Below are 24,088 nucleotides of genomic sequence, written 5' to 3'. Positions count from 1 at the left end.
GAATGTATTTAGTTGCGCTTAATAGGGCTACCTAGTAGAAGCATCTCTCTAGTCAGTTGCCCGCTTTCGTTATCACGCATAGACCATAAATCAAGTTGTGTTTTGGAGCCATAAGGATCTACATAAACCCCATTTTTTCTTAATTCAAAATGAAGGTGTGGCCCCGTTGATCTCCCGGTTGTTCCTACGTAGCCAATTTCCAAGCCGCGCCGCACTTCGTTACCCAACTCAAGCTCTACGTTGTAACCACTCAAGTGTGCATAGTAGGTATGGTAATTGCCTGGATGCTCTAAAACAATTAAGTTTCCAAATGCACCGCTAAAGCCTATGTGCACTACTTTGCCATTGGCAACACTAAAAATGGGGGTGCCGATTGGGGCAGCATAGTCAATCCCCATGTGGGCACGATAGCGTTGCTTTGTTGCTGACGCCTGGGTTGGGACTGTTGACGCAGGATTCTTACTACGCTTACTCGAAGATGCTCTTACCATGCCAACTCCCCGAGAAATACGGCGATAGCTTAATGGGTTAGTCCAGAAGGAGCGCTCTAGTGATTCTCCGGTTCCGGTAAAGAAGCCTCCAGGAATATCATTGCGCTCCATCCAAAAAGCATTCGCATAAACGTCTTTGGTGGTGGGGTCAATAATTTCAGCAGCCCAAATTTGCGCCCATCTTTCTCGATCGCCAAAGTCAACAATCAAGCGCACAATGCTGTTTGTATTTTCGAGAGAATTATTTTCCTCAGGATAGATTTGCTTGATCAGGGAATTTAATTCCCAAACCAGCTCAACTGGCAATTGATCGCTTACTTTACGAGTGTCATACAGAACATCCCTTAAAGGAATGCGAATCTCGGTTAAACGCTTGGACTCATCTTTAAGATAGTCTTGCTGAATTAAAAACCCACCAACAGCTGATGGTGTAAATGTCCATACTTCAGTTTTACTATCTTGGATTGGGCCATTCATGATGCTCAATGAGTCGAAACGATTACGACTTCCAAAGGCAACCGCGTAAGGGATGCAATCTCCACGCATGTGATCAAAAAATGTTTTAGTCTGATTTTTGAAGAATTCAGCGAACTGACGATTATCAATGCCTACGCTAGCTGGCAGGCTATCCTCATTAAAATTACGTCTTAGACATCCTTGGGCTACTCGATAGTCAAGGTTTGCATCGCTATCAAGCATCAATTCATCTGGGGCTTTTCGCTGAAATAGCGATGGGTTTAGGCTCATGCTATTGGTTTTTGAGCCGGTACCCGCTGATTTATCTTTGAAGCCAACCTGCCTGCTGGTTTGAACGATAATTTTCTTGCGCGCTTGGGTTGTGCTTTGGGTTTGGCTACTTTGGGCTTGAGCTGCATAAGCCAAGCCCGGAGTTGAGCTAAGAAAGGCGCAGCCAGACAAAATGATTACCCCCTTAGTAAACAGGGACCCAAGAGATGCTTTTTTATTCACCCCTCAATTATCTAATAATGTGAGAGCATCTCTGAATAAATATGCTGTGCTGCAGCAAATCAGATTTAATCTTGATCTGGGGCTATTTTGAGAACTTCAAGGGCTACTTTCAGTCTTTGCTCATAATTTTTCTTTACAAGGGCTGCCTCATCGGCTGGCCAAGTTCTAAAACCAGCACCTTTAGCAATGTCAGTTTTGCCACTTTTAACTAAATTTGTTGCACAACTTGGCGGTTTGAGAATGTTGGAGAGTGAATATATCAACTTTGCAGCAAATCTAATTCACAAGATACCTGTTCGGATATCAACAACTCAGCTCATTTTCGCCATGTGTATTTGTAGTGGAGTGGGCTAATTAATCATTGTTCGTGCCCCTACTAGCAAATTAAATTCTCGATACAATCAATTTTTATTAAGGAGTTTAGATGCCGATTATTGAATCCATCCAAGTTGCCTCTGTTGCAGTGCCTTTGGATAAAGTTACTTCATTTTCCACTCGTACTGTTTCCGAGCGTCACTATTGCCTGGTAAAAGTTCGTGGCATGGATGGTAATGAGGGTATCGGCTTTTGTTATGTCGGTAGTGCCGGCGGGGATATTGCCAAACTTGCCGTTGAGCAATTGCTAGCGCCAAAACTCATTGGCCAAAATAGTCACCGCAGTGAAGGTCTCTGGATGGAGATGTATAACGAATCTATTCTCCAAGGTCGTGCAGGTGCAGTAATGCGCGGCATCTCGATTTTGGATACGGCTTTGTGGGATTTAAATGCACGCTCAGTTGGTTTGCCTTTACATCAATACTTGGGTTCAGTGGTTGATGATCGGGTGCCAGCTTATGCTAGTGGTGGTTACTATCTTGAAGGTAAAACGCCTGCCAAGTTAGGCAAAGAAATGGAGTCTTACGTAAAGCAGGGCTTTAAGGCAGTCAAGATGAAGGTGGGGCGTTTATCACCATCGGAAGAGGAGGCGCGTGTAAAGGCGGCTCGCCAAGCTGTAGGTGACAATGTATTGCTCACTCTTGATGCGAATAATGCCTGGCGCGATCTACCTACGGCTCTCGAGTATGTGCGTCGCTTTGAAGCATACAACCCGTATTGGATTGAAGAACCTTTTTCTCCAGATGCGATTGATTTACATGCTGCCTTGGCGCGCCAAACCAAAATCAACGTTGCTACCGGTGAGATGGAGGCGGGACGCTGGCGTTTTAGAGAGTTGATTGATGCTGGTGGAGCTGCCATTCTGCAATCTGATGCGGCTGTCTGCGGAGGTATTACCGAGTGGAGAAGAATTTCTGCATACGCTGATTTGAAGGGTGTCATAGTTTGCCCGCATTGGATGCATGATTTGCATGCACCATTGGTGGCATCTACGCCTAATGCACGATTTGTCGAATTCTTCTTAGATGATCAGGTGCTGAACTTCCGAAGATTGATCAATAAGCAGCTGACATTTAAGAATGGGGACTTGATTTTGCATAAAACCTCTGGCTTGGGTTTCGAGTTCGATGAAGCTGCTGTCAAGAAATATGCAGGTAAAGCTGCCTGGACCAAGATCTCTTAAAATAAGCAACTACTGGCAATAATAAGGCCCGCTTGAGCGGGCCTTATTATTTTGAGGATGTGATCCGTCCACCTATCAGGTGTACCTTAAGAAGATCTAGGATTGAGTTTGAAATGGGTAATCGTTTGAGTTACCAGTACCAAGCCAAATCCAACAAAGCCAACTAAGTCCGCCTCTGTGGAAGGGTAGGCAAGAGCAACCCCAGAGATCACCATGATGATTCGCTCAAAGATCTTGGTTTTCTCAATAAACCAACCTTGTAGTCCACCGGCTAGGCAGATGATTCCAACAACGGCCGTGAAAGAGACCCAAGCAATTTGCATCCAGTCCGCCTGCTCTAGAGCGCTGATTGATCCCATTAATAACAAGCTAACGCCTGACTTATCTAATACAAACATAAATGGAACCAGAATGGCTGGAGCCACATACTTCCAAGTTTGCAAAGTGGTCTTGTAGGGATTACCTTTGCAAATCGCAGCTGCAGCAAATGGCGAGAGTGCAGTCGGTGGCGATACTTCCGAAAGTACAGCGTAATAGAAGATAAACATGTGGGCTGCAAAAGCGGGCACGCCTAAATTAATCAAAGCAGGCGCTGCGATTACCGCACAAATAATGTAAGAGGCTGTTACTGGAACAGCAAGGCCAACCACCCAAACCACGAGAGCGGTAAAAATAGTTGTCAGCAAGAGCGAGCCACCTGCATACTGAATCACAATCGAGCTAAATTTCAGGCCAAGACCGGTTAAGGTAACAGTACCCACAATGAGACCGGCACCAGCACAGGTGGCAGCGATAGCTAAGACACCAGTTGAACCAGTTGCAAGCGCCTTGGTCAGATTGGAGTTGTACAGGCCAGAGAGAATGGGTTCTTTGCCTTTAAACCATGCCCATGGAATGATGGCGGTATCTTCACGCAACATGCTTGATAAAGCCGAAACTATTGTCGCCCAGAAAACGGACATCACGGGAGAGAAGCCCATCAACATAAACACCACAATCGAGATGAGCGAGAAGAAGTGAAACCAGTATTTCTTGGTGAGTTGCCAGGCTGTTTCAGCAGACTCAAAATGAATATTTTTCATGCCATATTTGCGTACATCAATTTCGACCATCACAAATAAGCCAAGATAAAAAAGGATAGTTGGAATGGTTGCCATCAGCAATACATCTAAATAGGAGATTTTGAGAAAATCTGCAATCAAGAATGCAGCTGCGCCCAGTACCGGAGGCGAGATAATGGCGCCAAGACCGCCTGCTGCCAAAAGGCCGCCAGCAGCATTTTTCTCGTAACCCACTTTGTCCAGCATGGGGGCTGCAACTGAGCCAACCGTAACAGTGGTAGCAACGCCCGATCCAGAGGGTCCTCCGAGCAAGAAGGAGGACATTACGATAGTTCTGCCAACCCCAGAAGATTTTCCGCCCATTGCTGCGAATGAGAAATCAATAAAGAACTTTCCTGCGCCAGTAAATTGCAAGAAAGCGCCGAAGATGGTGAAGAGAATAATGAGGGTTGCAGAAACATCAACGGCAGTGCCATAGATGCCTTCTAGAGTCATATACATGTAGCCTACTAGACGATCAAGGTCATAACCTTTATGAGTCCAAGGGGCTGGCAAGTAGTTGCCAAACAATGCATAGAGTAGAAACAGGATAGTTACTGTAACCAAGATCATGCCATTGGTTCTTCGAACACTTTCTAAGATGAGGGCAATTAATGCAATGCCCACCATGACATCGGTAGAGTTAGGCGCAGTATTGCGGTCCATAAAGTCATCGCCACCACTCAGAATGTAATACGCGATGGCTACCGAGATAAGTGCGCAGACAATATCCCAAGGCATGAGCCTGTTTTTAAAGCGAGCCGCAATGGGGAAACTTAGAAATACGAGAAATAAAACCAGAGCAACGTGAATGACCCGCAACTCTTGTGTTGGAACGATTGAATACGCGGCATATAAATGAAAGAGTGACATGCCTACTGCTACTAGGGTGATGAACTTCGCCAATAGTCCCTTGTAGTCATTGGAGTCCCCTTCCTCTTGCTTGATAAAGGCATCTAGTTTTTCTTGGGTTTCGTTGTCAATAACGTTTTGATTCATGTCTCAACCTCTGTAATTATTTTTATGTACTACTTTATTTTTTCACTACCGTAAAACGAAAGGGGTGAGATTGACTCACCCCCGATAAAAACATTAACTTAATTGAGTTTGACGTTCTTTTCTTTAAAGTACTTAAGTGCCCCTGGATGAAAATCAACAGGGGTTGATTTTGTTTTCTGGTTTTCTAGGCTGACGCTCATAAATTCTTGATGAGTGCGCACTAATTCCAATTTGTTATCAAAGATCGCCTTAACAATTTTATAGGCCTGATCGTCAGGCATATTGGCATTGACTACCAAAATATTGGCGACTGCTGCGACTTTATTGTCTCTAGCCATGCCGCTATAAGTAGCCTTTGGAATGGTAGTTACAAAGTAAAGGTTGCCATATTTTTTATTCATGGCCGCCACCTCTTCGCCAGTGTCGACCATCACAATCTTGGTTCCTGGCGTATTGGCTAAGTCGGTTACGGCTGCTGTTGGTAATCCACCCACCCAGAAGAATGCATCAATTTTGCGGTCTTTAATGGCGTTAACGGATTCGGCAACACTCAATCGCTCACGCTTAACATCCTTGTCTTTATCAATCCCCGCAGCTTCTAGTAGGCGAAATGCCATGACTTCCGTTGCGCTACCAGGAGCGCCAGTGCTAATGCGCTTACCTTTGAGGTCTTTCATGGACTTGATACCAGTAGAGTCCACTGTTACTACGTGCATGAGGTTTGGATAAAGAACTACTAGAGTGCGTAAGTCCACTTTTTTGCCAGCAAACTTACCTTCGCCAATCTGAGCATCTTTAGCGGCATCAGCCATGGAGAAACCAACGTATGGCTTACCAGTGCCAATGAGGTTTAGGTTATCTACCGAGCCCCCGGTCACCTCTGCAGTAGCAGACATACCAGGAACTTTGCTTGACAGAACAGATGCAAGACCACCACCCATGGGGTAGTACACGCCACCTGTACCGCCAGTTGCGATGGAAATGTTTTGGGCGCTAACACTCGCGCAAAGAAGGCTAAGTGATAAGGCAATGATTTTGAGTAACTTCATTGTTGTCTCCTAATTAATTTTTTATATTTTGAAATTACAAACCTGGCATGCTGAAGTTAATTGCTTTGAGCTCGCTGAGAAGTTGCGCTTGTTGCTCAGGGCTTAACTGCATCAATGGTGGACGCACTCTAAGCCACTCAGAATCTTTGGTGTAATGGGCTACGGCAGTCTTCATACCAGCAATCATTTGGTACTTGGCAAAAATTCCACGTACTTGATCCAGGTTTGTTTGAAGAGCATCAGCGTTTGATTCTCTCCAGTGTGCTGCTAAATCGGCAATGGCTTTTGGGTTGACGTTAGCGGTAGCGGAGATGCAGCCAACACCGCCAGCGCGCAAGGCACGCATGAGGAATACTTCGCTACCTGCATAGACGCGGAAGCCTGAAGGAGCTAATAATTTAATGACTGATTCTGTATAAGACCAATCCCCAGAGCTGTCTTTCATGCCTACAACAGTCTTTGGATATTCTTTCGCTAGCCGCTCAAGCAAAGAGAGACTTAAGTTCACTTTGGTAACCGGTGGAATGTTGTAGATATAAATCTGTAGAGCTGCACTTCCTACCTTTTGAATCACTTCGGAAAAATAAGCGAACAGACCATCATCAGTGACGTCTTTGTAATAGAAGGGCGGCAACATTAACACGCCTGCGCACTTATGGTTGACTGCGTGACGTGTCATATTCACTGTGGCATCAATAGAGGTTGCGCCGGTACCCGGCATTAAGTGCTCAGGATTTAATCCGCCCTCTACTAATGCTGTTAAGGTGCTCATCTTCTGCGGAGCAGACATCGAGTTTGCTTCTGAATTTGTGCCAAAGATAGCCTGCCCAACACCATTAGCTTCTAGCCATTGGCATTGTTTTAATAACTTAGGAGCATCTGGACTGCCGTCCCCCTTAAATGGGGTGATGACAGGGGATAACACCGCTGGCAAGGTGGAAGGATGCAGAGAAATCGTCATGCTGGCTCCGTTTTAGTTATTAACTTCAGAAGGAAGTGTTTGTTGGTTAAAGAAGGCTTCTAAATTATCTACGGCTAAGTTGGTCATGGCTATCCGTGTTTCTGAGGTAGCACTCCCAATGTGCGGTGTTAACAATACATTACCAAGCGTTAAAAATTCATGACTTGGGTTAGGTTCGTTCTCAAAAACATCTAAAGCTGCACCAGCAATCTTTTTATGTTGCAGTGCATATAAAAGCGCTCCCTCATCAACTACACTTCCGCGGGCAATATTGATTAAATATCCCGATGGACCCAAGGTCTCTAGAACCTTGGCATTAATCATATTGGCTGTATCGGGGGTTGCTGGACAAGCTAAAAATAAGATGTCGCAGGCCTTGGCTAATTCTTGAACATCTGGATAGTAGGTGTAGGGCAAAGTTTTTTTATTAGGCCCCGAATACGCTATCTCAACTTTAAATGACTCTAATCTTTTAGCCAGGTCTTGCCCAATGCGACCCATGCCAGCGATACCCACTCGTTTACCAGCCAAAGTAGTGGTGAGTCTGAAGGGTTCTTTTGACCAAGCGGTGCTTTTGACGTATTCCTGCGCCTCGGGCAGTTGGCGCAGTAGGGCGAGCATCATGCCAATGGCCAGTTCGCATACGGCATCGTTTAGGACGCCAGGAGTGTTGCTTGCTTTAATTCCTTGCTCTTTAAGATAAGCCAAAGGAAGGTTGTCATAGCCAACCCCACAAGTGGCAACCATCCGAATACTGGGGATCTGTTTAACCAGAGCTTCGGGCAACTTGGTATTGGAACGAATCAAAATCGCCTGAAAGTTTCCGGCAGGAGCAGGGGCTTGAGGGTCGGGATGGTGGAAAGGGGTAAAACGCCGATCTATTTCTGCCTGCATAATTTCAGGGAAATGGCCGACCTGTAGTACCGAATTGACGGGGATCATGTCTCGCTAACTTTTTTATTGAAATAATGGCCCCATTGTAAGAGGATTTTTCAGAAAAAGTCCTTCCCCTTTTAGGAGAGTATTCATGTTATTTACCCCAGCTGAAACCAAGGTAATTATCGTCGGTGGTGGCACTATGGGTGCAGACGTTGCGGCCGTTTGTGCACGTGGTGGCTGTGCAGTCCAGGTGGTGGAGCCAACTACAGAGCGACGAGCCCTCCTGCCGGATTACTTTGCAAGCACCATGTCGGATCTTGGTTATGAGCATCGTATTCATTTACTGTCTGTTGCGGGTTCGCTTGAAGAGGTTGATTGGTCTGATATTGATTTAGTGATTGAGTGCGTGCCTGAGCGTTTAGATATCAAGCGAGAGCTATTTACTAAGTTGGAAAAATATGCAAAGCCTGAGGCGGTATTGGCGAGCAATAGTACGAGCTTTCCAATTAGTCAAATTGCCAGCGGCCTAAAAACATCTGCTCGTATGATTGGTTTGCATTTCTTTATGCCTGCCCATTTAGTACCTTGTGTGGAAGTGGTATATGGTGCAAAGACTTCGCCAATGGTGGGTGAAAGCCTCTCACGTTTAATGACAGCGTGTGGCATGGTGCCTGTTACTGTGAAAAAAGATCTTCCGGGATTTTTGGCTAATCGTTTGCAGCATGCTTTATCGCGTGAGGCTTTTTCAATGGTTGATGAAGGCATTTGTACACCAGAAGATATTGATAAAGCCGTTCGTTTTGGCTTTGGCTTTCGCTACATCGCAGCAGGCCCAGCCATGCAGCGAGATCATGCTGGCCTTGAGGTGCACGGTGCTGGAGGTGCAACCATCTATCCAACCTTAAACAATTCACCAACGATAGCGAAGTGCTTGAGTGACCGCATTGCTAGCGGCAAGTTTGGCATGAAAACTGGCGAAGGTTTCTTCACCTGGACTGCTGAAACGATTAAGGCTGAACGTGAACGCTATCAAGAAGCGTTGCGTGCTGGCCTAAAGATTATTCAGAAAGATCTTCCTGAAATTAAATAGCAACTAGTTGTTTAGTTGCTTACTAAGAAATATCTTTCAGATGGAGTTTGCTTAGGTGCGGGGCGAGTCGATAAGTAATGAGGACTATGGCAATTGTTGCGACCCCACCAAATACGATGGATGGCACTAAACCGATCATGCTGGCAGCAATGCCAGACTCAAGCGCACCCAATTCATTAGATGAGCCAATGAATATGCCATTAATGGCGCTAATTCTTCCGCGCATATGATCTGGTGTGGTGAGCTGCATGATGCTGCCGCGAATCACCACTGATATTGAGTCAAAGCATCCAGAGATAAATAGAAAGAATGCGCAGAGCCATAAATTGCTGGAGATGCCAAAGGCAATAATCGCTGCACCAAATCCTGCCACTGATATCAGAAGATATTTTCCTGAGTCGTTTAGCACGGGACGCCGAGCAAGGTAGATTCCGGTAATCACTGCCCCAGCCGCGGGCGCAGCACGCAATATTCCTAGGGTTTCTGGGCCCGCATTGAGTACCTCCTTCACAAAGGCTGGAAGAATAGACACCGCACCACCGAAGAGAACAGCAAACATATCGAGCGCCATGATGCTCAAAATAAGTTCATGTTTTCTGACGTAATGAAACCCTTCCAAAAAGCTTTTTAGAAAGTGTTTAGATAAGCCGCTCGATTTTTCTTGGACGGCAGTAATGAAAGTAATTCCGTATAAACCAACTGCTCCACAGAATGCGGCGAGCAGATACGTCCATTCAAGACCAGCAAAGCCAATCATCAGTCCGCCTAATCCTGGGCCCGCTACTACGCAGATCTGAAACGCTGAAGATGCATACGCTGTATAACGAGGCAGTTGATCTCTCGGAATGATTTGTCCGAAAAGCGCCTGATAGGAGGGCCTTAATAAAGCGCGCCCAATACCAATAAATGCCACTGCGGTGTAGATCAATGGAATCGGTGGGCTAAGCCATCCCAATGCGATGACGGTTAAAAATAACCCAACCGCAATATGAATGAGGCAGGCAATTGCAGCAATCCACTTACGGGAGTGGTGATCAACCGCATGACCTGAATATAGAGCCAGCCCAAAGTAGGGAACAAGCTCTGCAAGACCAATCAGCCCGAGTGAAACTACGCTATTGGTGATTTCGTAAAGATGCCAACCTACCGCTACCATTGTAATTTGGTAGCTTAGGGTTGCGCCAACGCGGTACAGCAGTAGGGTTCTAAAGGCTTTGCCGGGATTCATGAATTCCCTCTATTTTAGAGGAGAAGAGGATTATTCTTAAAGGATGAAGAAAATTATTCGAGTCTGGGATCTACCAATCCGCTTATTTCATTGGTTGCTGGTGGTTTGTATAGCCGGTAGCTTTGTGACAATCAATCTGGGTGATGAATTCATTCAATGGCATGCTTATTTCGGTTACAGCATTTTGACCTTGTTGATCTTCAGGATTGTCTGGGGTTTTGTTGGGTCTACCCATGCGCGCTTCGCCTCTTTCTTGCCGACTAAAAAAGCGATTTTTGATTACTTAAGTGGAAGTTCGCCCCGCGTTCTTGGACACAACCCCATTGGTGCAATTTCTGTATTTGCACTGATTTTTGTTTTATGCGTTCAAGTGCTGACTGGCTTATTTGTTGATGATGAGGTCTCCTTTCAAGGGCCACTAGCAAAGTATGTGTCTGGTTCGATTTCTTCATTTTTATCGGAGATTCACGAAGGTAATCAAGTGGTGATTTATACCCTGATTGCAATTCATATTGCAGCGATTTGGTATTACAAGAAATTTAAAGGTGAAAATCTGATTAAGCCAATGATTAGTGGCGACAAAGAAATCGACTCAAGTGAAGAGGCTAAGTACTTGCCTACTGACTTGAGTCGGGCCTCCAAGGATGGAATGCTACAGCGCGGTTTCGCTTTATTGGTTTTAAGTGTGATCGCGGTAGTAGTGGGTTATTTGATTACGAAATAACGATCAAAAAAATTACTTATTTCTTTTTGAAGTCATCATGGCAGCCTTTGCAGGTTGCTCCTACTGCACCAAAAGATTTTTTAATACTTTCTAAGTCGCCTGACTGAGCGGCTTTATTGAGATCAACAACAGCCAATTGCATTTTTTCTGCAGCAGCTTTGAACTTTGCATTGTCTGACCACGCCTCAGGTTTTGCTTTGCCGCCTTCAGTGCCAGGACCAAAAGCTTGCCAAGGCAATGTAGACATCATTGCTACGATCTCCGCATTTTTGCTCACATCGTCTTTGTTATAGGGTGCGGCACCTTTAACAACAGCACCAATTCTTCCGAAATGAGTTCCAATGACTGTCATGACGCTTTGACGATATTCAATTGCTTTTTCTGCATTTTGAAATTGAGCAAATGCAGCGCCGGCGCTAATCGCTAAAGCAGTTGCAGTACCTGCTAAAACAAATTTCTGTAGTTTCATGTTTGCTCTCCCTTGATCAATTGGACTGCTTATTTTTAGCATATCCCAGAATAGTAGTTTTTGCCCACTTAAAAAATCATTCTGAGGGGAGTCATTAGGAGATTAATGATGCCCAGGAAAAAGCTGCTGAGGGGCTCCATCCACAGGGTGCCAATAATTCCAGTAAAGACTAGACCGAGCACAATAAAGAATCCCCATGGCTCTAATCTGCCCAGGGCGATGGATTGGCGTGCTGGCAAAAGGCCAGCCAAAATTCTTCCACCATCCAGGGGTGGTAGTGGAAACAGATTAAATACTAGTAAACCGATATTCCACATTACACCTGCTTTTGCCATTGAAGTCAGGAAGGGCTCATCAATTCCAAAGCCCTGAACCAGGACCCAAAAGACCGCCCAAATGATTGCCTGTATGAAATTCGATCCCGGTCCCGCTAAGGCAACCCAAATCGAGTCAATTCTGGGGTTTCTGAGTCGCCCAAAATTGACCGGTACCGGCTTGGCATACCCCACCAAAAAAGGAGACCCCGTCAGAATTAAGACGAGTGGAATCAATATGGTACCCACAGGGTCTATGTGTTTAGCGGGATTGAGGCTCACCCGTCCCAGCATGTAGGCGGTGTTGTCGCCGAACCTGCGGGCTGCGTAGCCATGGGCTGCCTCATGGATAGTGATGGCAAAAATTAGGGGAATCGCATTAATTGCGACAGCTTGGATAGAATAGTCAGTAATCATGGCAATATGATATCCATAGGAGCTCAAAGTGACTGACGAAAAGAAACCCGATTCAAAAACCCCAGCAAAAGCGCTAGCGGCGAAGCCGCCAGCACGTCCACCCGTACCCAAAGGACCCTCTGGCCCAGCTGGAAGGCCTCAGGCAGGCTTTGGTGGGGGAAAAGGCATGATGCGCAAGGCTGGTCGCGGTCGATAGTGGATAATTACCCTATTCATTAATGAGTTTATAGAGGATTTAGCATGAACGAATGGCATAACGAATCTAAAGAAGAGATCAACAAAAAGATCATTACATTGGTCGTGATGTTGGCCGCTGCTACTAGCTTGGCTATTTTGTTTGCCTTGGTTGCGGCTCATACAGGTTACGTATTCGGTTAATCAGTATTAATGACTAGCCATCGCCAACCTGCAATATTTGCTGGCCATGGCAGTCCGATGTATGCCATAGAGCCTAACTACTATACAGCGGCGTGGTCAGCTCTTGGAAAATCATTAAAGCGTCCTGACGCGATATTGGTGATTTCAGCGCATTGGGTAACCCGAGGAGTTTGGGTTACTGCAATGGCTAAGCCAAAAACAATTCATGATTTCGGTGGCTTTCCACAAGCACTGTTTGATGTTCAATATCCAGCTCCAGGTAGCCCTGCATTAGCTGATCGTGTGCAAGAATTATTGAGCGTCCCTGTCGTACTTGAAGAGAATGAATGGGGTATTGACCATGGTGCTTGGTCGGTTCTGAAATACATGTACCCCAATGCAGATGTGCCTATAGTGCAGTTGAGTCTCGATGGTGCGATGTCGGCACGTGAGCACTATGAGCTTGCTAAGGAATTACGCCCCCTGCGCGATGAAAATATTCTTATTTTGTCTAGCGGCAATGTGGTGCACAACTTGCGCACCATTCATTGGCAAGATAGGGCGGAGCCTTACCCATGGGCAAAAGAATTCAATGATTTTTTTGCTTCAGAAATGCGCGCCAATCATCATGAGGCATTGATTGACTGGGAGCATTTTGGTGATGCAGCACACCTATCTATTCCGACCGCAGAACATTATTGGCCAGCCTTGTATACCCTGGCCTTGCAGGAAGCGGGAGAGCAGGCCAAAATCTATACAAATGGAATTGAGATGAGTTCAATTAGTATGCTGGGTTTTTCAATTCAATAACAAGAGCAGATTATGTGGCTTCCTATCTTTGCAATCTTTTTTGGAGCGGGCTTCGGCGCTTTATTAAGAGCTGGCTTTAATTTCGCTACCGTTGGGATGGCTTCTGCGCTGCCATTGGGTACCTTTATATCGAATATGGTTGGCGGATACTTAATCGGGATTGCGGTTGCCTTCTTCGGTAACAATCCAAGCCTTTCTCCAGAGTGGAAGCTTTTAGTGGTCACTGGTTTCTTAGGAGGTTTGACTACCTTCTCAAGCTTTTCTGCTGAGGTGGTTGGCTTTATGCAGCGCGGGGAATTTACCTGGGCTTTGGGCACAGCCCTACTTAATCTAGTTGGCTCACTTGCGCTCACCTTTTTGGGGATCTTGACCTACCAGGCTTTTAAATAAAATTGGGGGCACTAAGCCCCCCAATGCCATTCAAAATTGAATTCCTTACTCCGGCTTGATATTGGCTGTTTTTACAACAGCACTCCATTTGGCACTTTCAGCTTTAATCAGGCTGGCAAATTCAGCTGGACTCCCTCCGCCAATCTCATTCCCTTGAGAGAGTATGAGTTCGCGTAGTTGTGGATCTCTAAGCGCTTCATTTGCAGCGGCATTTAATTTATCGATGATAGCCTTTGGCGTCCCCTTAGGCGCAATCAAGCCTTGCCAATTGAGAACCTCAACCTTGGGATAGCCAGCTTCAGCAAAAGTAGGTATGTTCGGTAGAAGAGGGGAGCGCTTCTTGCTAGTAATAGCAATGGGGCGTAACTTATCGGCTTTGATGCTTGGCATCGCTGAATACATTTGATCAAACATCATGGTGACGTTTCCGGCCATTAGATCGGTTAAACCAGCAGATCCACTCTTATACGGTACGTGAATCATATCGATGCTAGCGCTTTGTTTAAAGAGCTCACCGGATAATTGATGGCTACCTCCAATGCCGCCCGATGAGAAAGTGAGAGTACCCGGCTTAGCTTTAGCGGCCGCAACAATTTCTTGTACTGTTTTATATGGTGAGCTTGGATTGACCACCAGCACCAGAGGCCCTTTTTCAATCAAAATGATAGGCGTAAGATCTGCTTCTGGGTCGTAACGCAAGTTGCCAAAGAGCGTTTTATTAACAGCCATGGGCGCGAAGTTGCCCATCCCAATGGTGTAGCCATCTGGAGCGGCTCTAGAAATGAATTCTGTACCAATGTTGCCGCCAGCCCCCGGTTTGTTATCAACGATGATGGGTTGCTTGAGAATGACACTCATTTTTTGGGCAATCTGACGACTGCGTGAGTCTGCGCCACCACCGGCACCATAAGGAACAATGAAATTAATGGGTTTGCTGGGGTAGTTATTTTGCGCAAAAGCAGCGGCAGAAAATAAGGTAATTAGACTTATTAAACAGACTGAAAAGTTCTGAATGAGTCGCATATTTATCCTAAGAAAAGTGATTTAAATAAAACCCAGAATTCCTAAAGCGCCGCCAATTGCAATGAGGTAGAGCGGATGCCAGCGTGTAAACAAGGTAATAGCAATCGTACCAAAGGTCAAGGCGTAGGCTGCCGCGCCATGGTTAATTTGAATAGCAATTTGCCATGCAGAAGAAAGAACCAGTCCAATAGCTAGTGCAGCCGCTGCGTATTGAATAGATTTCTTCTTGATGGGATCTTGAATACCCATAATAAAGCGTTGCAGAAAATAAATCAGGATGGATGAGGGCCATGCAATTGCCAGTGTGGCAATAAATGCACCTAGTACACCATAAATATGCCAGCCTAATAGCGTGACAGTCATAAAGTTAGGGCCTGGTGCTGCTTGCGCTATAGCAAAGTAATCTGAAAAAGTTTGCAGATCAATCCAATGCTCTTGATAGACAGCTAAGTTCAACAACTCTGGTAGCAATGCATTCACGCCGCCAAACGCAACAAGCGAGAAGGCGGATAGTTTCAGAAAGACACTAAAAAGCATACTCATGAACTAAGCGCTTTCTTGCGTGCCAAGAACAGTGCCAGCGGTAAAACAGCAAGCACAACCCAACCCAGACCGACATGAAAGTAGGTAACTGCACAGATGGTGATGACCACTACTAGCAGCATCAGAGGAAAGCGAAACTCATCGCGTAGCATCTTGAAACCAGTTGAAGCGATGAGACCTACGCCTACTGCAGAGATGCCCCGCAATAGTCCTTTTACTGTATCCAAATAGCTGTAGTGTTGATAGAGTATGGCGAGTAACAGCACAATGGCAATTGGTCCGAGGGTCAGACCAAGAACTGCAGCTGCCGCCCCTCTTGCTCCCGCAAACCGAGAGCCAACGCAAACAGCGAGGTTAACAATATTGGGGCCTGGAACGATCTGGCAAATACCAAGGATGGCACTAAATTCCTCGGAAGTCAGAATTTTGTCCCGCTCCACTAGGGTTCGTCTAGCCCAAGGGAGCACACCACCAAAGCCTGACATACCAATTTTGCTAAAACTAATAAATAGCTGTGACGGCGTTAGGCTACTCATCGAGGTCGCTTTTTATAAATAAATTATTGAGGCTTAAAGGGGTGCGGTACAGGCTTGTTTTCTAACCATGCTTCCAGTGTTTCGGTAATGCCTTTTGAGAAGGTCGCAAAAATTGGTTCAGCAATAAAGCCTAAATGAGGCGTCACCAAAAGATTGGGAGTATTGCGTAGTGCATCTTTTTCAGGAAGGGGTTCAACATCAAATACATCCACTGCTGCTTGTCCTGGTCTACCCACGGAAAGTGCCTTTTGGAGGTCGGGCATATTAATGAGCGCAGCACGTGAGGTATTGATCAGAATCGAATCTGCGCGCATGAGTGCTAATTGATCGGCGCTAATCAATCCTTTAGTTCCGGGACCTGCTACTAAATGCATGGATACCACTTTGGAGGTTTTGAGTAACTCATCCAAGCTAACGGCTTTTGCATTTTCAGCGGCTGCACGTTCTGGGGTCATGCGCGGGCTCCAGGCTACAACCTCCATACCAAAGGCGGCGCCAACGCGCGCCACACGACTGCCAATAGCGCCTAAACCCATGATGCCTAAGCGTTCGCCAGAAAGCATTGGCAGGAGAGAGAATGCATCGCGCCAGCCACCAGAGGCAATCAGTTTATTTTCTTCAACCAGACGCTTAGATGCACCCAGAATCAAAGCCCAAGTAAGCTCAGCGGTAGTTTCTTTGGAGGGTCCACCGGGTGTGCAAGCCATGGGAATGTTTCTTGAAACCAAGGCCGGCGCCTCAAGAGTGCCATTGCGTTCGCCAGTAAACATTAAAAACTTGAGTTTTGGTAAGCGCGCGATCATCGCCTCATTGAAGGGCGAGCGATCTCTTACGATAGCAATTGCGTCGGCATCTTTTACTGCTTCATATAAGGCTTCATCACGCAAAGGCTCATGGTAGATGGTGAGCTTAGCTTGTTGATCTAACTTATCCCAGTTAGAGAAGCGACGTAGAGCGCGCTCATAATCCCCAAGAATAACGATGTTCGGTAATGAAGCCATGGATAAAAAACTTTCAGTTGAAATTAGTCTGGAGTGCAAAGGCTTAAGATTTGTTTGAGGTCTGGCGCTTGTCCTAACTTCCAGAGTGCGGAAATCAGTTGACGGGTTTTCTCTTTTCCAATCACTGGCTCGGCCAAGCTTGTAAATTTTTGCTCCAAGTTTGCATCGCTCATTGGGTTTTCTACTGAACCAATCGCATTCTTTACGAAAATATGCACTTCTTTGCCATCCTTAAGGAAGGCTTTAACGTCCACAGATGCTTCACTAATAGAGGTATCGGTAGTCGCATTCACCTTAGCGCGCAAAGCTACAACGTCAGGACGGTTAACGATGTCATCTGCATATTCACCTTCACCTGCTTGACCAAACATCAAGCCTACAGCACAGCCGTGATACACGCTGAACTTGCCTTCCAGTCCATCCTTAGGTGTTTTCTTGCCAGTTAATTCCAGTACCAGTGGGTGAACACGCAACTCAATGCGTTCAACCTCTTCTGCCTTGACACCTTGGGCGCGTAATTGGGCGCAAGCATCAATGGCTGGGTGAATCACAATTCCGCAAGCAAAAGGTTTGTAGGTATTTAGGGAAATCTCAAAAGATTTTCCGAGGGCGCGATCAATTTCTGACCAGTCACACTTAGTAGAAACGGTTTGCATATATCCACGACCCGCTTCAAGCGCTTTAGAGCTTGCAGTAAAACCATGTTTTGCCAACAACGCAGAAAGTTGACCTGCACGTGCAGCGCCACCCGGATGAAAGGGTTTGGTCATCGTGCCAAATTGCTCGCGCATACCAACCGGTTGTGAGGCAGCAATACCCAGAGCCATAGTTGTTTTTTGCAGATCAAGACTCATTAAGCGTGAACATGCAGCAGCAGAGCCCAGCATCCCTGTGGAGCCAGTGATATGCCAGCCACGATGGTAGTGATCTGGATACATTGCATTACCGACTCGACAGGCAACATCAATGCCTAGAACAAGAGAGTCAATCATTTGGCGACCATTGGCACCGATGTGTTCGCCTAAGGCAAGGATTGCAGAAGCCACTGGGCCAGCTGGATGAATCACGGTTTTGAGATGGGTATCGTCAAAGTCAAAAGTGTGTGAGCTAATGCCATTAATCAAAGCTGCTCCGCCCATATCTACTTTATCTTTGCGACCGAGAATGCTGGCTTGCGGGGCTGGCTGAAATTCACGAATAGCGGCTAGAGACGATTCAACGCTCTCATGATTGGCTGCGCCGATCGCACAGCCTAGCCAGTTTAAGAATGTACGATGCGCTTCGTGCTCAACCTCTGGAGTCCACCCTTGGCTTGGGTGAGTATTAACAAACTCCGCCAAAATTTTGGTGACTGGTGGCGCGTTGAGATCGGCTGCTGCAGCAATAGCGTGAGACATATCAATTTCCTATGAATAAGTATGAATATTTTTTAAAGAAGCGAGGGTTGAAAAATCAATCGATTTCAATATTGCGGTCTTTGGCAACCTTGGCCCAGCGCGCAATATCTTCTTTGATGTAATTAGTAAATTGAGGGGGCGTCATGGGCATTAAAGTCATCGCCTCGCTCGTCATTTTTTCTGAGAAGTCTGGTAGCGCCAATACTTTATTGAGTTCGGCATTGAGCTTGGCAACAATGGCCGGTGGTAGATTAGCTGGGCCCACCAGTCCATACCACTGTTGACCATCAAAGCCGTTAAATCCCAATTCTTTAAAGGTTGGGATATTGGGGGCTGCAGTACTGCGTTTAGCACCAGTCACAGCAAGACCACGAACACGATTGGTGTTGATATAAGGGAGGGCAGCAAATAAGGTTGGAAACATTGCCTGGGTCTGTCCGGCCAGTAGATCTGTGTAAGCAGGGCCTACGCCACGATAAGGCACATGCACCATGAATATTCCAGCTGCTAGCTTTAATTGCTCCATACCCAGATGCGTCAAGGTGCCTGGACCCGCGGATCCATAACTTAATTTGGCAGGATTCTTTTTGGCGTAATCCACAAACTCTTTGAAATTCTTGATGGGTAGATCAGGGTTAATGATGAGTACATTCGGTGTTGCGCCAATCATGCCAATCGGTGTGAAGTCTTTTATGGCATCGTAAGGTAACTTGCGGACAGCAGGGTTGGTGCCGTGTGTCCCTACATAAGCAATCATGAGTGTATAGCCATCGGCTGGCGCTTTAGCGGTTGCTTGCGAGGCAATTGATCCGCCACCACCACCCATATTTTCTACAACTACTGTTTGACCAATGGATCGAGAAAGTTTTTCTGCAACAGCGCGCGCAATATTATCTAGTCCGCCACCAGCAGCTACTGGTGCAATCAGTTTGATAGGTTTAGTGGGGTAGGCTGTTGCTGCACTTTGCGCCTGCGCATTGAAATGGAATGCCAATCCCAAAAAAGCAATGAGAAGGGATGACAAAAAAATCGGCTTTTGCCGATTGAACGTATTAGACATGTCTCGAGTCCGAATTATTGTTATTGGTTAGTTTTGTACAGCTAAGCCATTTTACTATTGGCGGCTCTAGCCCTGCTCAGGCTTGGCTGGCTTTGAGTTTCTTTCGAATAGAGTGTTCTACGGGGATGGAATCTAGGTTTGGCTCCAGCGCCTCACGTTCATCAAAGACAAAGCAGCTGCCTTGGTAATGAGCGGAGCCCACCTCCTCGAAATATTTCAAAATACCGCCTTCTAGCTGGTAGCTGTGCTCCATGCCAATTTCCCGCATATATAAGCCAGATTTTTCACAGCGAATACCGCCCGTACAAAAGCTGACCAGCGTCTTATTGGCTAAATCATCTTTATGTGCAGAAATTGCTGCTGGAAACTCAGTAAACTTTTCAATATTGAAATGCAGTGCATTCTCAAAAGTGCCGTAGTCGACCTCAAAGGCGTTGCGGGTATCAACCATCACTACAGGGCGACCTAGATCGTCAGTACCGCGATCTAACCACTCCTGTAGTTTTTTGGGGCTAATGAAATTAGCACGACCTTCCTCAGGACGAATCGCTGGGTGATTCATGCGAATAATTTCATTTTTGAGCTTGATCAACATCTTCTTAAAGGGCTGATCCTCAGACCAGCTTTCTTTTGCTTGAAGTGGGGCAAAGCGGGGATCGGTACGGAGCCAATCCAGAAAACCACGTAACTCATCCGTTTTGCCGGCAAGGAACATGTTGATGCCTTCACCAGTCAATAGAATGGTCCCCTTCAGTTGGCGGGCATTGCATTCATCCAGCATTTTGGCGCGCAGCTCTGGCAAGCCGTCTAGGCTGACAAATAAATAGGCGGCAATATTTAGAATCGACTTCATTTTTCTCTCACTGGGCTACAACAGCATTATCGAGCAAATAGGCTAAGGGGGTGTTAATCTTGAGGTCTTATTCAAAGGAGACAAAATCCATGCTGAAATTAGCAAAAATGGCTAAAAAAGCCTTTAAAAACAGCCTCTTAGCCACTTTGATGGCCTTAGGAGTAAGCGGTGTTGCTTTGGCACAAAATGCGGGTGTTGGCACATGGCCCACCCAAAAGCCAATTCGTTTAATTGCGGTCTTTCCGCCAGGTGGCTCAGTTGACCAGGTTGCACGTATATTGGCACCTGCTTTGCAAGCAGAGTTGAAGCAAAACGTGATTGTGGAAAACGTTGGTGGCGCCTCTGGTGTAATTGGTACCTCCGCAATGACTCGGTCCGATCCGGATGGCTACACCTTTGCAGTGGTATTTGATACCCACGGCGTTAACCCTAGCCTCAAAGACAAACTCCCCTATGACACGATTAAAGATATTGCTCCAGTGATTTTGGTTGGCACATCTCCCATGGTGTTAGTTGCAAGCAAAAAATCTGGCATCACTAGCTTTAAACAATTGGTAGATCTTTCCAAGACAGGTAAGCAATTTAGTTACGGTTCAATTGGGATTGGTAGCTTGGGTCATCTAGCAATGGCACGTCTTGCAAAACAAGCGGGCTTTGATTGGAATCACATCCCTTATCGTGGTGGTGGTCCTTTAATGCAAGATGCTTTGGGTGGTCAAGTAGAGTTAGCTGTTGGCTCAGAATTTTTAGTGAAGCCTCATATTGATAACGGTGGAGTTATTCCGCTAGTGATTACAACTGCCAAGCGTTCACCATCCTTGCCTAATGTGCCGACGATTTCTGAAAGCGGGTTCCCAGGCTTTAGTGCGCCAGCTTGGTGGGCGGTATTGGCCCCTGGTAAAACATCTCCGGCAGTGATCGATGCAATGAACAAGGCATTAAATAAAGCCTTAAAGACGCCTGCAGTTGCTGAGAAGTTCAAAATGCAAGGCATCCAAATTATTGGGGGCACCCCTGTTGCTGCACAAGACTTTATCGGCAAGCAAATGGGTATTTGGGGCAAGTTTGTCATTGAAAACAATATTAAAGAAACTGCTCAGTAAGAGTTGTTGATAAGCAGTATTAATAAAAGGTAAGTATGTCAGAACGTTTAATTCCGTATCAGCCAATGGATTTAGCGGAGCCAGCAGAGTTGGTTGCTGCAATTCGCAAAAGACGAGGCGGTCAGTTTATTAATTTAGATCGCATGCTCTTGCATAGCGTTCCAATTGCAGAGGGCTGGAATCACTTTATTGGTGAGATTCGGAATAACCTCTCTTTGGATCCGAAATTGCGTGAGTTGGCCATGTGTGGCGTAGCCGTTTTGAATGGTGCTGAATATGAATTCTTTCACCATGCGCCACCTTTTAAGAAGGCGGGCGGGACAGAGGAGCAGGTCCAAGGCTTACGACTTATTGGACAGCCGAATTTCCCAAAAGATCTGTACTCCCCGGTGGAAAACGATGCCGCTGAACTCACTTTTCAGATGACGCGCAATATCAAAGTGGATCCTGAATTAATGAAGCGCTTACAAAGGGCTCTGGGAAGTACGGATACCGTGGAATTAGTCACGGTAATCGCCGCTTACAACATGGTCTCCCGCTTCCTGATAGCGCTCGACGTTAATCCTGAAGATCATCCTCCGGCTTAAAGTTAAAACTTAGCCAAAGCCAAGTCGAAGCATTCATCAATATGATCCGCAACATCCAAACCATTATTCCTGGCATTGCTACCTCTGATGGTGCGGGTGTGAAATTGCGCCGTAGTCTGGGCGGTCAAAATCAAGTCAGGTTAGATCCTTTCTTGATGCTCGATGAGTTTTCCTCCAATGATCCAAATGATTATGTGGCAGGCTTTCCAGCCCATCCCCATCGGGGTTTTGAGACGGTGACCTATATGCTAGAGGGCCACATGTTGCATGAAGATCATTTAGGAAATCAGGGACACCTGAAAACTGGTGGCGTACAGTGGATGACGGCAGGGTGCGGCATTATTCATTCAGAGATGCCGCAGCAAGTGAGTGGCGCCATGCGCGGCTTTCAGTTGTGGATTAACTTGCCCGCCAAAGAAAAGATGAAGCCGGCTGGCTATAAAGATATTCAGGTTGAGGATATTCCGAAGATCGCTTTGGCAAATAGCGGCTCAGTAAAGGTCATTGCGGGCGCATATGAAGATGGTAGTAAAGCAGTTCAAGGCCCGATTCAGGGAATTACTACTGCACCTCTATTTTTAGATGTGCATTTACCACCCAACGCAGAGTTTGAGCAACGCATTCCAAAAGAACTCAATGCATTTATTTATGTATATGAAGGTGAGCTTGAATTAGGTGGGCCAATGATGCCTGCCCCAAAGCAGGCGGCTATTGTTCTTGGTGACGGAGATCTTTTCAAAGCGAGAACAGGATCTGTAGGCGCGCAATTTATTGTTCTGGCAGCTATACCCATACATGAACCCATCGTTCAGTACGGCCCTTTTGTGATGAATACTCGTGCTGAAATTGAACAAGCCATCGATGATTATCAAAACAATCGGTTTGTGGTTTCCTAGGTGACGCAATCAGCAAACCTTCAATGGGAAGAGGGCGAAAAAATCTGTTCCGCTCATTGGCATTCTGAAAATGGCATTGCGCCGCATAAAAAGATTCAGATCGCGGATGACACGCTGACTGCTGACATTGCTTATCGATTGGCTTGTGCAGGCACTGCGATGCTTTACAAGGGCGACTTTCAGAATGCGCGGCAACTCTTGCAGGCCTTGGTAAGAAGGGTGGACAAGCCTTCCAAGAAATCTACCAGAGCTGACAGAGTTACCAAAGAGAAAACCAAAAGCCCTTTAGATGCATTTAATCTGCATCGTCTCACCCAATCTCAGCGCGCACGTATTTTGGGTATGGTTCTCATCCATGTGAATGCTGACCATACGATACCTTTGAGACGCGCCCCAGATATAGCGCAGGCTTGCCATGAGGCTTATGGAACACAAGAAACTTCCTATGTAATTTCTTTGCGTGAGTTGCTTGGCGTTATTAGCGCTCATGAGTGGCGCAAGACAGGTGTTCAAGTTCTGACTAGGGATGATGAAGAGGTTCGCATTCATCCGCACTACGGTGTTTTCTCTCCAGTGCGCAGTGAATATATTGACTTGGTGCTGAAAGCCCCCTTACCAGAAGCAATAAAAAATAGCTCCATTGCTTTTGATATTGGGACGGGTACTGGAGTGTTGGCGATTATTTTGGCTCTGCGAGATGTTCAGAGGATTATTGCGACCGATCTAAGTGATCGAGCGATTGCTTGCGCGAAAGAAAATATTGACCACTTAGGCTTGAATTCTCAAATTGAAATTCATCAAACCAATCTTTTCCCCGAAACAAAAGCTGCGCTTATTGTTTGTAATCCACCCTGGCTTCCAGCCAGACCAAGCTCCTCGCTAGAGCATGCGGTGTATGACCCTGAGAGTCAGATGCTGAAGGGTTTCTTGAGTGGGTTGAAAGATCATTTGCTGCCAAATGGTGAGGGTTGGCTCATTCTTTCTGACTTAGCAGAGCACTTAGGCTTGAGAGCAAGAGAAGAGTTTCTGAATTGGATTGATCAAGCGGGCTTGAAGGTGATTGCGCATTTAGATACCAAGCCAACGCACAACAAGGCATTTGATAGAGCGGATGCATTGTATGCAGCGAGATCTAAAGAAGTCACTTCACTGTGGCGATTAACCCAAAAGTAGTACCACATTAAATAGCCCTACAAGCACCGCCCCCATTGGGATCATGGTTGTTAATCCACTACATCATCCTTAAAATCATTGAGAGTAGTAGTTAACTTACTACACATTTTT

Annotated in this window: 26 protein-coding genes; 11 read left to right on the top strand and 15 right to left on the bottom strand. The window is 46.1% G+C overall.

Going from position 1 to position 24,088, the window contains the following annotated elements; all coding sequences use genetic code 11:
* Positions 1-8: 8 nt before the first annotated feature.
* Positions 9-1,460 carry a M23 family metallopeptidase gene (locus tag ICE90_RS10110; RefSeq protein WP_370623807.1) on the bottom strand — a complete coding sequence of 484 codons (1,452 nt, stop codon included), beginning with the start codon at positions 1,458-1,460 and terminating at the stop codon, positions 9-11.
* Between the two features lie 424 nt (positions 1,461-1,884).
* On the opposite strand from ICE90_RS10110, the gene ICE90_RS10105 reads away from it, so the two are divergent.
* Positions 1,885-3,018 carry a mandelate racemase/muconate lactonizing enzyme family protein gene (locus ICE90_RS10105; protein ID WP_215320631.1) on the top strand — a complete coding sequence of 378 codons (1,134 nt, stop codon included), beginning with the start codon at positions 1,885-1,887 and terminating at the stop codon, positions 3,016-3,018.
* Positions 3,019-3,104: 86 nt separating this feature from the next.
* On the opposite strand, the gene ICE90_RS10100 is transcribed toward ICE90_RS10105, so the two are convergent.
* The 4 genes from ICE90_RS10100 to ICE90_RS10085 form a co-directional block, all read right to left on the bottom strand.
* Positions 3,105-5,117, bottom strand: a complete 2,013-nt coding sequence (locus tag ICE90_RS10100) for a TRAP transporter fused permease subunit (RefSeq protein ID WP_215320629.1) — start codon at positions 5,115-5,117, stop codon at positions 3,105-3,107.
* A gap of 98 nt (positions 5,118-5,215) precedes the next feature.
* The gene (locus ICE90_RS10095; protein WP_215320627.1) at positions 5,216-6,166 is read right to left on the bottom strand and encodes a TAXI family TRAP transporter solute-binding subunit; all 951 of its coding nucleotides are present in this window, start codon (positions 6,164-6,166) and stop codon (positions 5,216-5,218) included.
* A 34-nt stretch (positions 6,167-6,200) separates the two neighbouring features.
* Positions 6,201-7,127 carry a dihydrodipicolinate synthase family protein gene (locus ICE90_RS10090; RefSeq protein WP_216192328.1) on the bottom strand — a complete coding sequence of 309 codons (927 nt, stop codon included), beginning with the start codon at positions 7,125-7,127 and terminating at the stop codon, positions 6,201-6,203.
* Positions 7,128-7,139: 12 nt separating this feature from the next.
* On the bottom strand, positions 7,140-8,069 hold the full coding sequence (locus tag ICE90_RS10085; RefSeq protein ID WP_216192327.1) for a 2-hydroxyacid dehydrogenase: 930 nt from the start codon (positions 8,067-8,069) through the stop codon (positions 7,140-7,142).
* Between the two features lie 85 nt (positions 8,070-8,154).
* On the opposite strand from ICE90_RS10085, the gene ICE90_RS10080 reads away from it, so the two are divergent.
* On the top strand, positions 8,155-9,096 hold the full coding sequence (locus tag ICE90_RS10080) for a 3-hydroxyacyl-CoA dehydrogenase family protein (protein ID WP_215320621.1): 942 nt from the start codon (positions 8,155-8,157) through the stop codon (positions 9,094-9,096).
* Positions 9,097-9,118: 22 nt separating this feature from the next.
* Here ICE90_RS10080 and ICE90_RS10075 read toward each other — a convergent pair whose 3' ends face one another.
* Entirely contained in the window at positions 9,119-10,324 is a 1,206-nt protein-coding gene (locus tag ICE90_RS10075) for an MFS transporter (RefSeq protein WP_216192326.1), read from the bottom strand.
* Positions 10,325-10,367: 43 nt separating this feature from the next.
* Between ICE90_RS10075 and ICE90_RS10070 the strand changes: the two genes are divergently transcribed.
* On the top strand, positions 10,368-11,048 hold the full coding sequence (locus ICE90_RS10070) for a cytochrome b/b6 domain-containing protein (RefSeq protein WP_216192325.1): 681 nt from the start codon (positions 10,368-10,370) through the stop codon (positions 11,046-11,048).
* Positions 11,049-11,064: 16 nt separating this feature from the next.
* Here ICE90_RS10070 and ICE90_RS10065 read toward each other — a convergent pair whose 3' ends face one another.
* Positions 11,065-11,517, bottom strand: coding sequence for a cytochrome c (locus ICE90_RS10065; protein ID WP_216192324.1), 453 nt, complete (start codon positions 11,515-11,517; stop codon positions 11,065-11,067).
* Between the two features lie 68 nt (positions 11,518-11,585).
* A complete protein-coding gene (locus tag ICE90_RS10060; protein ID WP_215320613.1) occupies positions 11,586-12,248 on the bottom strand; it encodes a site-2 protease family protein in 663 nt (220 codons plus the stop codon).
* A 28-nt stretch (positions 12,249-12,276) separates the two neighbouring features.
* On the opposite strand from ICE90_RS10060, the gene ICE90_RS10055 reads away from it, so the two are divergent.
* Genes ICE90_RS10055 through crcB form a run of 4 tightly spaced genes read left to right on the top strand, consistent with a single transcriptional unit; the run spans position 12,277 to position 13,805 of the window.
* A complete protein-coding gene (locus tag ICE90_RS10055) occupies positions 12,277-12,444 on the top strand; it encodes a hypothetical protein (protein WP_158009059.1) in 168 nt (55 codons plus the stop codon).
* Positions 12,445-12,488: 44 nt separating this feature from the next.
* On the top strand, positions 12,489-12,626 hold the full coding sequence (locus ICE90_RS10050) for a hypothetical protein (RefSeq protein WP_169709848.1): 138 nt from the start codon (positions 12,489-12,491) through the stop codon (positions 12,624-12,626).
* A gap of 9 nt (positions 12,627-12,635) precedes the next feature.
* The gene (gene ygiD / locus ICE90_RS10045) at positions 12,636-13,415 is read left to right on the top strand and encodes a 4,5-DOPA dioxygenase extradiol (protein ID WP_216192323.1); all 780 of its coding nucleotides are present in this window, start codon (positions 12,636-12,638) and stop codon (positions 13,413-13,415) included.
* A 12-nt stretch (positions 13,416-13,427) separates the two neighbouring features.
* The gene (gene crcB / locus ICE90_RS10040) at positions 13,428-13,805 is read left to right on the top strand and encodes a fluoride efflux transporter CrcB (RefSeq protein ID WP_216192322.1); all 378 of its coding nucleotides are present in this window, start codon (positions 13,428-13,430) and stop codon (positions 13,803-13,805) included.
* Between the two features lie 45 nt (positions 13,806-13,850).
* Here crcB and ICE90_RS10035 read toward each other — a convergent pair whose 3' ends face one another.
* From ICE90_RS10035 to ICE90_RS10005, 7 genes are all read right to left on the bottom strand, one after another.
* Positions 13,851-14,828, bottom strand: coding sequence for a tripartite tricarboxylate transporter substrate binding protein (locus ICE90_RS10035; protein ID WP_215320607.1), 978 nt, complete (start codon positions 14,826-14,828; stop codon positions 13,851-13,853).
* A 21-nt stretch (positions 14,829-14,849) separates the two neighbouring features.
* Positions 14,850-15,371 (bottom strand): chromate transporter, encoded by a 522-nt coding sequence (locus ICE90_RS10030; RefSeq protein ID WP_216192320.1) that lies wholly within the window; start codon positions 15,369-15,371, stop codon positions 14,850-14,852.
* A complete protein-coding gene (locus ICE90_RS10025; protein WP_215320603.1) occupies positions 15,368-15,907 on the bottom strand; it encodes a chromate transporter in 540 nt (179 codons plus the stop codon). Before ICE90_RS10025 ends, ICE90_RS10030 begins: the two co-directional genes overlap by 4 nt.
* Positions 15,908-15,930: 23 nt before the next feature.
* Positions 15,931-16,908 (bottom strand): D-2-hydroxyacid dehydrogenase family protein, encoded by a 978-nt coding sequence (locus tag ICE90_RS10020; RefSeq protein WP_216192319.1) that lies wholly within the window; start codon positions 16,906-16,908, stop codon positions 15,931-15,933.
* Between the two features lie 23 nt (positions 16,909-16,931).
* A complete protein-coding gene (locus tag ICE90_RS10015) occupies positions 16,932-18,305 on the bottom strand; it encodes an MmgE/PrpD family protein (RefSeq protein WP_216154543.1) in 1,374 nt (457 codons plus the stop codon).
* Between the two features lie 55 nt (positions 18,306-18,360).
* Positions 18,361-19,365: a tripartite tricarboxylate transporter substrate binding protein gene (locus ICE90_RS10010; RefSeq protein WP_255533355.1), complete on the bottom strand. Its 1,005-nt coding sequence runs from the start codon at positions 19,363-19,365 to the stop codon at positions 18,361-18,363.
* Between the two features lie 76 nt (positions 19,366-19,441).
* Entirely contained in the window at positions 19,442-20,218 is a 777-nt protein-coding gene (locus tag ICE90_RS10005; protein WP_215320597.1) for a sulfurtransferase, read from the bottom strand.
* An 89-nt stretch (positions 20,219-20,307) separates the two neighbouring features.
* On the opposite strand from ICE90_RS10005, the gene ICE90_RS10000 reads away from it, so the two are divergent.
* The 4 genes from ICE90_RS10000 to ICE90_RS09985 are packed head-to-tail and all read left to right on the top strand — an operon-like array spanning position 20,308 to position 23,977.
* Complete coding sequence (locus ICE90_RS10000) at positions 20,308-21,321, top strand: tripartite tricarboxylate transporter substrate binding protein (protein WP_216154544.1); 1,014 nt, start codon at positions 20,308-20,310, stop codon at positions 21,319-21,321.
* Positions 21,322-21,356: 35 nt separating this feature from the next.
* Positions 21,357-21,908: a carboxymuconolactone decarboxylase family protein gene (locus ICE90_RS09995; RefSeq protein WP_216192318.1), complete on the top strand. Its 552-nt coding sequence runs from the start codon at positions 21,357-21,359 to the stop codon at positions 21,906-21,908.
* A 41-nt stretch (positions 21,909-21,949) separates the two neighbouring features.
* Positions 21,950-22,804, top strand: coding sequence for a pirin family protein (locus ICE90_RS09990; protein ID WP_216192317.1), 855 nt, complete (start codon positions 21,950-21,952; stop codon positions 22,802-22,804).
* Positions 22,805-23,977 carry a methyltransferase gene (locus ICE90_RS09985; RefSeq protein WP_216192316.1) on the top strand — a complete coding sequence of 391 codons (1,173 nt, stop codon included), beginning with the start codon at positions 22,805-22,807 and terminating at the stop codon, positions 23,975-23,977.
* Positions 23,978-24,088 lie beyond the last annotated feature (111 nt).

The sequence above is a fragment of the Polynucleobacter sp. AP-RePozz3-80-G7 genome (assembly GCF_018882145.1).
Taxonomy (GTDB): domain Bacteria; phylum Pseudomonadota; class Gammaproteobacteria; order Burkholderiales; family Burkholderiaceae; genus Polynucleobacter.
The sequence above is the reverse complement of the archived record's forward strand: the minus strand, read 5'-3'. Positions and strand labels throughout refer to the sequence as shown.

Excerpts from the sequence above, each read along its gene's own strand:
- ICE90_RS09995 (WP_216192318.1), top strand. The coding sequence starts at position 21,357 with ATGTCAGAACGTTTAATTCCGTATCAGCCAATGGATTTAGCGGAGCCA.
- ICE90_RS10085 (WP_216192327.1), bottom strand. The coding sequence starts at position 8,069 with ATGATCCCCGTCAATTCGGTACTACAGGTCGGCCATTTCCCTGAAATT.
- ICE90_RS10075 (WP_216192326.1), bottom strand. The coding sequence starts at position 10,324 with ATGAATCCCGGCAAAGCCTTTAGAACCCTACTGCTGTACCGCGTTGGC.
- ICE90_RS10090 (WP_216192328.1), bottom strand. The coding sequence starts at position 7,127 with ATGACGATTTCTCTGCATCCTTCCACCTTGCCAGCGGTGTTATCCCCT.
- ICE90_RS09990 (WP_216192317.1), top strand. The coding sequence starts at position 21,950 with ATGATCCGCAACATCCAAACCATTATTCCTGGCATTGCTACCTCTGAT.
- ICE90_RS10050 (WP_169709848.1), top strand. The coding sequence starts at position 12,489 with ATGAACGAATGGCATAACGAATCTAAAGAAGAGATCAACAAAAAGATC.
- ICE90_RS10010 (WP_255533355.1), bottom strand. The coding sequence starts at position 19,365 with ATGTCTAATACGTTCAATCGGCAAAAGCCGATTTTTTTGTCATCCCTT.
- ICE90_RS10005 (WP_215320597.1), bottom strand. The coding sequence starts at position 20,218 with ATGAAGTCGATTCTAAATATTGCCGCCTATTTATTTGTCAGCCTAGAC.
- ICE90_RS10020 (WP_216192319.1), bottom strand. The coding sequence starts at position 16,908 with ATGGCTTCATTACCGAACATCGTTATTCTTGGGGATTATGAGCGCGCT.
- ICE90_RS10015 (WP_216154543.1), bottom strand. The coding sequence starts at position 18,305 with ATGTCTCACGCTATTGCTGCAGCAGCCGATCTCAACGCGCCACCAGTC.
- ICE90_RS10095 (WP_215320627.1), bottom strand. The coding sequence starts at position 6,166 with ATGAAGTTACTCAAAATCATTGCCTTATCACTTAGCCTTCTTTGCGCG.
- ygiD (WP_216192323.1), top strand. The coding sequence starts at position 12,636 with ATGACTAGCCATCGCCAACCTGCAATATTTGCTGGCCATGGCAGTCCG.
- ICE90_RS10025 (WP_215320603.1), bottom strand. The coding sequence starts at position 15,907 with ATGAGTAGCCTAACGCCGTCACAGCTATTTATTAGTTTTAGCAAAATT.
- ICE90_RS10000 (WP_216154544.1), top strand. The coding sequence starts at position 20,308 with ATGCTGAAATTAGCAAAAATGGCTAAAAAAGCCTTTAAAAACAGCCTC.
- ICE90_RS10030 (WP_216192320.1), bottom strand. The coding sequence starts at position 15,371 with ATGAGTATGCTTTTTAGTGTCTTTCTGAAACTATCCGCCTTCTCGCTT.
- ICE90_RS10105 (WP_215320631.1), top strand. The coding sequence starts at position 1,885 with ATGCCGATTATTGAATCCATCCAAGTTGCCTCTGTTGCAGTGCCTTTG.
- ICE90_RS10080 (WP_215320621.1), top strand. The coding sequence starts at position 8,155 with ATGTTATTTACCCCAGCTGAAACCAAGGTAATTATCGTCGGTGGTGGC.
- ICE90_RS10065 (WP_216192324.1), bottom strand. The coding sequence starts at position 11,517 with ATGAAACTACAGAAATTTGTTTTAGCAGGTACTGCAACTGCTTTAGCG.
- ICE90_RS10035 (WP_215320607.1), bottom strand. The coding sequence starts at position 14,828 with ATGCGACTCATTCAGAACTTTTCAGTCTGTTTAATAAGTCTAATTACC.
- ICE90_RS10070 (WP_216192325.1), top strand. The coding sequence starts at position 10,368 with ATGAAGAAAATTATTCGAGTCTGGGATCTACCAATCCGCTTATTTCAT.
- crcB (WP_216192322.1), top strand. The coding sequence starts at position 13,428 with ATGTGGCTTCCTATCTTTGCAATCTTTTTTGGAGCGGGCTTCGGCGCT.
- ICE90_RS10060 (WP_215320613.1), bottom strand. The coding sequence starts at position 12,248 with ATGATTACTGACTATTCTATCCAAGCTGTCGCAATTAATGCGATTCCC.
- ICE90_RS10100 (WP_215320629.1), bottom strand. The coding sequence starts at position 5,117 with ATGAATCAAAACGTTATTGACAACGAAACCCAAGAAAAACTAGATGCC.